Raw genomic sequence first — 5,030 nt, forward strand, 5'->3', positions numbered from 1 at the left:
TTCCTACGCGGGGTGGGGGGTTTTGGGCCGGGGCCCGCGGGTGGGGGCGGGGCCGCCGCGCGGGGCCCGGGGGGGGGGCGGGGGGGGCCCCGGCTGCCGGCCGGCGCGGGGGCGCGGCCCCGGGCGCCGGCCGGCAGGTTCGCGGGGAACGGCCGGGTCAGCCGCTCAGCCCCAGCAGGTCCAGCGACGGCCGGTGGATGATCTCCTCCACCGCGTCCACGTCGAGCGGCGGCAGTCCGGGGATGCCGGGGATGCGGGCGATCTCCCGCAGCCCCCTCACCGAGTCGTCGACCGTCGTGAACGGGTAGTCGCTGCCGAACATCAGCTTGTCGAAGACCCCGTAGTCCTGGACGAGCCGGAGGCTGTGCCAGAGCTGGAAGGGCCGGTAGTGCAGGGCGCTGATGTCCGCGTACACGTGCGGGTGCTTGCGGATGACCGCGATGCACTCGCCCTCGAAGGGATGGCCGAGGTGGGCGAGGACCATCCGGAGTTCGGGGTGGCGGATGGCGACCGCGTCCAGGTGGCGGGGCATCGCCCACTCCAGGGGCGCCTTCGACACGAAGGTCGTGCCGGTGTGCACCAGGAGCGGGAGTCCGTGCCGTTCGGCGTAGCCGTACAGCTCGTCGTACTCCTCGGCGGCCGGGTCGAAGCCCGCGTACATCGGCATCAGTTTGATGCCGCGCAGACCCAGTTCCTGGTGGCCGTAACGGAGTTCGTCCTGCCAGCCGGGCTGGGTGGGGTCGAGGGAGAGGTAGCCGATGAGCCGGTCGGGGTGCGCTCCGACGTACGAGGCGACGGCCGCGTCGTCGACCCAGAGCCCGCTGCGCCGCGCCTTGCCGCCGACGACGATCGTGCGGGTGCCCTCGGGCGCCGTGGCGGCGTACTCCTCCCACTTCACCGTGAGGTCGACCTCGCCCGCGTGGGCGCGGGCGGAGTCGGACTTGAACGGGTCGGTGAAGTCGTGGCTGTGCCGGAAGAGGTGCGAGTGGACGTCGACGATCATGTCCGGTTCCGCTTCTCCCAGCCGTCCGCGAACATGTTCCAGAAGCGGTGGCTGGGCGGGTGTTCCTCGAAGACCTCGTCGACGAGTTCGACACCGAGTCCCGGAGCGGTCGGCAGGCCGATGTGGCCGTCGACGATCGGGAGGGTGCCCTTGAGTGCGTCGAAGACGTAGTCCTCCAGGAGCCCGTCGAAGGTTTCGAGGATCTTGAAGTTGGGGATTCCGAGCGTCGCGTGCACCGAGACGGTGGTGCAGAGCGGCGAGTTGGAGTTGTGCGGGGCCACGAGCATGCCGTGGGTGTCGGCGATCGCGGCGAGCTTCCTGACCTCGGTGAAGCCGCCGGCCATCGAGAGGTCGGGCTGGATGATGTCGACCGCGTCGGTGGCGAAGAGCTGCTTGTACTCGTAGCGGTTGTGGAAGTGCTCGCCGCCGGAGATCGGGAACGCGGCGCGCCGGCGCAGCTCCGCGTAGCGCTCGATGTGGGTCCAGGGCATCGGCTCCTCGAACCAGCCGATGTCGAACGGTTCCAGCTCGCGCACCAGTCGGGCGGCGGTCGGCATGGCGAACCGCGCATGGCCCTCGATGAACAGGTCGATGTCCGGCCCGATGGCTTCGCGGACGGCGGCCACGAGGTCGATGGAGCGACGCAGTTCGGCACGCTCCAGCTCGTGCAGCCCGGGGCCGAACGGGTCGAACTTGAGGGCGGTGAAGCCCTTCGCCACGGTCTCCTTCGCCTTGGCGGCGAAAGTCTCGGGCTCCCGCTCGCCGGTGTACCAGCCGTTGGCGTACACACGTACGCTGTCGCGGCAGGCTCCGCCGGTCAGTCGGTACGCGGGGACGCCGAGCGCCTTGCCCATCAGGTCGTACATCGCCTGGTCGAGACCGGACAGGGCGACGCCGCCCATGTCGCCGCCGCGCAGGAAGTCGCCCTGGTAGACGCGGAGCCAGAGTTCCTCGATGTCGAAGGGGTCGGCGCCGATGAGATGGCGCTGCGCCAGCGCCTCGGTGAGCGCGCAGACCTCGCGGACCCGGTAGGGGTGGGTGATCTCGCCGATGCCGGTCAGGCCCTCGTCGGTGTGGACCCGGACATAGCCGAAGTCGCGCCAGGAGGTGCCGAGCATCAGGGTCTCGACGCGGGTGATGCGTCCGGCGGGGCCTGCGGGGCGGGTGCGGTTGACGGTCAGCATCAGCGGGTCGCTCCGCCCATGGTCGAGGTGTTCTCCAGGTCGTGGGCGCCGCCGTCGGCGAGGACGGCCCCGACCGCGGCCTCGGTGCCCTCGATCAGGCGGTCCACGTCGGCATCGGTGTGGGCGTAGCTGATGTGGCTGCGCTTGAGGTTGAGCGGCAGCTCGAACAGGCCGTGGTCGAGGAGCTTGCGACGGTAGCCGACGAACAGGGAGGCATCGTTGTTCAGCAGGTCCGCATAGGTACGGGGGGTCTCGCCCGGCATGAAGTAGCTGACGAAGACGGAGCCGTAACCGGTGACGACGGCGGGGACGCCGAGGCGCTCGTAGAGTCCGGTCAGTTCGGTGCGGACGCGCTCGCCGAGCCGGAAGACGTGCTCGTGGACCGGTTCCTCGCGGAGCTTGCGCAGGGTGGCGAGGGCGGCGGCGACCACGGACGGGTGGCCGTTGTAGGTGCCCGCGAAGAAGGCGGGGGCGCCGGGACGGGTGGAGAAGAGGTCCATCAGGTCGGCGCGGCCGCCGATCGCACCGACGGGGGCGCCGTTGGCGATGGCCTTGCCGAGGGTGGTGAGGTCGGGGGTGACGCCGGAGATCTTCTGCCAGCCGCCGATGTCGTGCCGGAAGCCGGTGATGACCTCGTCGAAGATCAGGACACTGCCGGCCCTGGTCGTCTCCTCGCGCAGTGTGGTGAGGAACTCCTGGTACGGCAGGAGCGCGCCGACGTTGTGCGGAACGGGTTCGACGATGACGGCGGCGATGTCGGCGCCGTGCTCGGCGAAGGTGCGGCGGACGGCCTCGCTGTCGTTGAACGGCAGGACGAGGGTGGCTTCGAGGACCTCGGGCAGGATGCCCGTCGAGATCGGGTCGTGGCCGCCGACCTTCTCGGGGGCGGAGATGACGTTGAGGCTGACCGCGTCGTGCCAGCCGTGGTAGCAGCCCTGGAACTTGACGACGAGACGGCGCCCGGTGGCGGCGCGGGAGACGCGCAGCGCGTGGAACGTGGCCTCGCTGCCGGTGCTGGTGAGCAGCACCTTCTCGATCGACGGGATCAGCTCGGTGAGCTGTTCGGCGAGGAGGACCTCGCCCTCGGTGACGCCGACGCCCATGTGGCCGAGGGCGGCACCGGCCTCGGCGGTGGCGCGGGCCACGTCGGGGTCGTTGTGACCGAGCAGCGGCGGGCCGAACGCCGAGTGGAAGTCGGTGTACTCGCGTCCGTCGGCGGTACGGAACCGTGCGCCGTCGGTCCCGGTGACGACCAGGTCGGTCAGTCCGGGAACGCTGCGCTGACCGCTGTTCACGCCGCCGGGTACGACCTGGCGGGCGCGCTCGGCGAGTCGGGCTCCGGAATCGTTGCCCACCGGGCCTGAACTCATATCGCTTGCTCCTTGCGTCGAAAGTCGTCGGTTTTCGCAGGCCCTGCCCGGCCCGTGAGTCCCTGGCGCCATCCGCCCGGCAGTCGCCGCAGGAAGAGGGTGATCCGTGGTGCTTGGGTGGTGCGTCTCGCATTTTCTGAACGCTGTTCTGTAGAGCAGAACAGTGCCTGGATATTACGTGCGACACCGGGGCCGGTCAACCCCCTTCCTGGCAACGAAAGGCCCTCTGCCGCGCTTCTTTCACGACGAAAGCGCCTTCCGGCCCCCTGGAGGCACTACGCTGTTCTGCTATGACGAACAGTGCTGCCACAGAAGAACCGAAGTACTGGGTCAAGAGCGTGGCCAGGGCAGCGGACATCCTCGAAGCGCTCGCCACCCCCGCGCAGGGCAACGGCCTGAGCGTCACGGAGGTCGGCCAGGCCTGCTCGATCTCCAAGAGCGCCGCCTTCGGCATGCTCCAGACCCTGCGCGCCTACGGCCTCGTCTCGGACGACGGCGAGGGCATGAACCGCCGCTACCGGCTCGGCATGAGCCTGGCCCGGCTCGGCGACCGGGCCCGCTCCCAGGTCTCCCTGCGCGGGGTCGCCCACCCCGTCCTGCGCGAGCTCACCCGGACCACCGGCATGGCGTCCCGGCTCGCCGTGCCCGAGGACGGTCACGCGGTCGTCGTGGACCAGGTCGAGCTCGACCAGCGCGTCCGGCTCGATCTGCGGATGGGCCAGCGCGAGCTGCCGCACTGCACGGGGCTGGGCAAGGCCCTGCTCTCCGCCGTGCCGCAGAGCGAGGCCGCCGCGGTCGTCGAGCGGTTCGGGCTGCCCCGGCGCACCTCCCGCACGATCACCGACCCGGCCACCTTCCTGTCGCATCTGCGGGACATCGCCCGGGTCGGCTACGCCCTGGACGACGAGGAGGACGCGGAGGGCATCATCTGCATCGGTGCGCCGGTCTTCGACGACCGGTCGGTGTGCGCCGGGGCCATCTCCATCACCGGTCTCAAGCTCGGCCTGCCGGCCTGGCGCTACCAGGAACTGGGCGGCCAGGTCCGGGACGCGGCCCGCCGGATCAGCGTCTCGCTGGGCTGGGTCGACGACGCGGAGGACGGGGCGTTGGACGGTGACACGCCGGATTCCGACGGATTCAGGTCTTGACCGATCGACATAACCCGCCGTAGGTTCCCTGCCAACCGCGGTGACATTCTTCCGTCACCGGCGATTTACCCCTTCCGGCCCGCTTCCGACGCCTGCCCATCGCGTCGTGGACATCCGACGGCCGGACCCTTTTCAGCCATCCGCCTCACGGCAGTCCACCGCAGGAACGCTCCCTCACTTTCGGCACTTCTCGGAAGGCGAAGTCCGCATGAGCGTTCCGCACCACCCCACCTCCGCCTCGTCGCGTCGTACGCTGCTGCGGGCTTCGGGTCTGGCCGGTCTGGTCATGGCCGGTTCGGCCGTGGCCTCCGGTACCGCCCAGGCC

General features: G+C 70.3%; 4 protein-coding genes. 1 reads left to right on the forward strand and 3 read right to left on the reverse strand.

Features of this window, described 5'->3' with window-relative positions; translation table 11 throughout:
* Positions 1–157 precede the first annotated feature (157 nt).
* Genes ACF1B9_RS37800 through ACF1B9_RS37810 form a run of 3 tightly spaced genes read right to left on the reverse strand, consistent with a single transcriptional unit; the run spans position 158 to position 3,557 of the window.
* Complete coding sequence (locus ACF1B9_RS37800; protein ID WP_391746943.1) at positions 158–1,003, reverse strand: amidohydrolase family protein; 846 nt, start codon at positions 1,001–1,003, stop codon at positions 158–160.
* On the reverse strand, positions 1,000–2,187 hold the full coding sequence (locus ACF1B9_RS37805) for a mandelate racemase/muconate lactonizing enzyme family protein (protein ID WP_391746942.1): 1,188 nt from the start codon (positions 2,185–2,187) through the stop codon (positions 1,000–1,002). Before ACF1B9_RS37805 ends, ACF1B9_RS37800 begins: the two co-directional genes overlap by 4 nt.
* Positions 2,187–3,557, reverse strand: a complete 1,371-nt coding sequence (locus tag ACF1B9_RS37810; protein ID WP_391746941.1) for an aspartate aminotransferase family protein — start codon at positions 3,555–3,557, stop codon at positions 2,187–2,189. Before ACF1B9_RS37810 ends, ACF1B9_RS37805 begins: the two co-directional genes overlap by 1 nt.
* A 290-nt stretch (positions 3,558–3,847) precedes the next feature.
* Here ACF1B9_RS37810 and ACF1B9_RS37815 point away from each other — a divergent pair, with 290 nt between their 5' ends.
* A complete protein-coding gene (locus ACF1B9_RS37815) occupies positions 3,848–4,705 on the forward strand; it encodes an IclR family transcriptional regulator (protein ID WP_391746940.1) in 858 nt (285 codons plus the stop codon).
* Positions 4,706–5,030 lie beyond the last annotated feature (325 nt).

The sequence above is a fragment of the Streptomyces sp. NPDC014727 genome (genome assembly GCF_043083485.1).
Lineage (GTDB): Bacteria > Actinomycetota > Actinomycetes > Streptomycetales > Streptomycetaceae > Streptomyces.

Bases quoted from the DNA above. Each gene is read 5' to 3' on its own strand.
- ACF1B9_RS37800 (WP_391746943.1), bottom strand. From the start codon at position 1,003: ATGATCGTCGACGTCCACTCGCACCTCTTCCGGCACAGCCACGACTTC.
- ACF1B9_RS37805 (WP_391746942.1), bottom strand. From the start codon at position 2,187: ATGCTGACCGTCAACCGCACCCGCCCCGCAGGCCCCGCCGGACGCATC.
- ACF1B9_RS37810 (WP_391746941.1), bottom strand. From the start codon at position 3,557: ATGAGTTCAGGCCCGGTGGGCAACGATTCCGGAGCCCGACTCGCCGAG.
- ACF1B9_RS37815 (WP_391746940.1), top strand. From the start codon at position 3,848: ATGACGAACAGTGCTGCCACAGAAGAACCGAAGTACTGGGTCAAGAGC.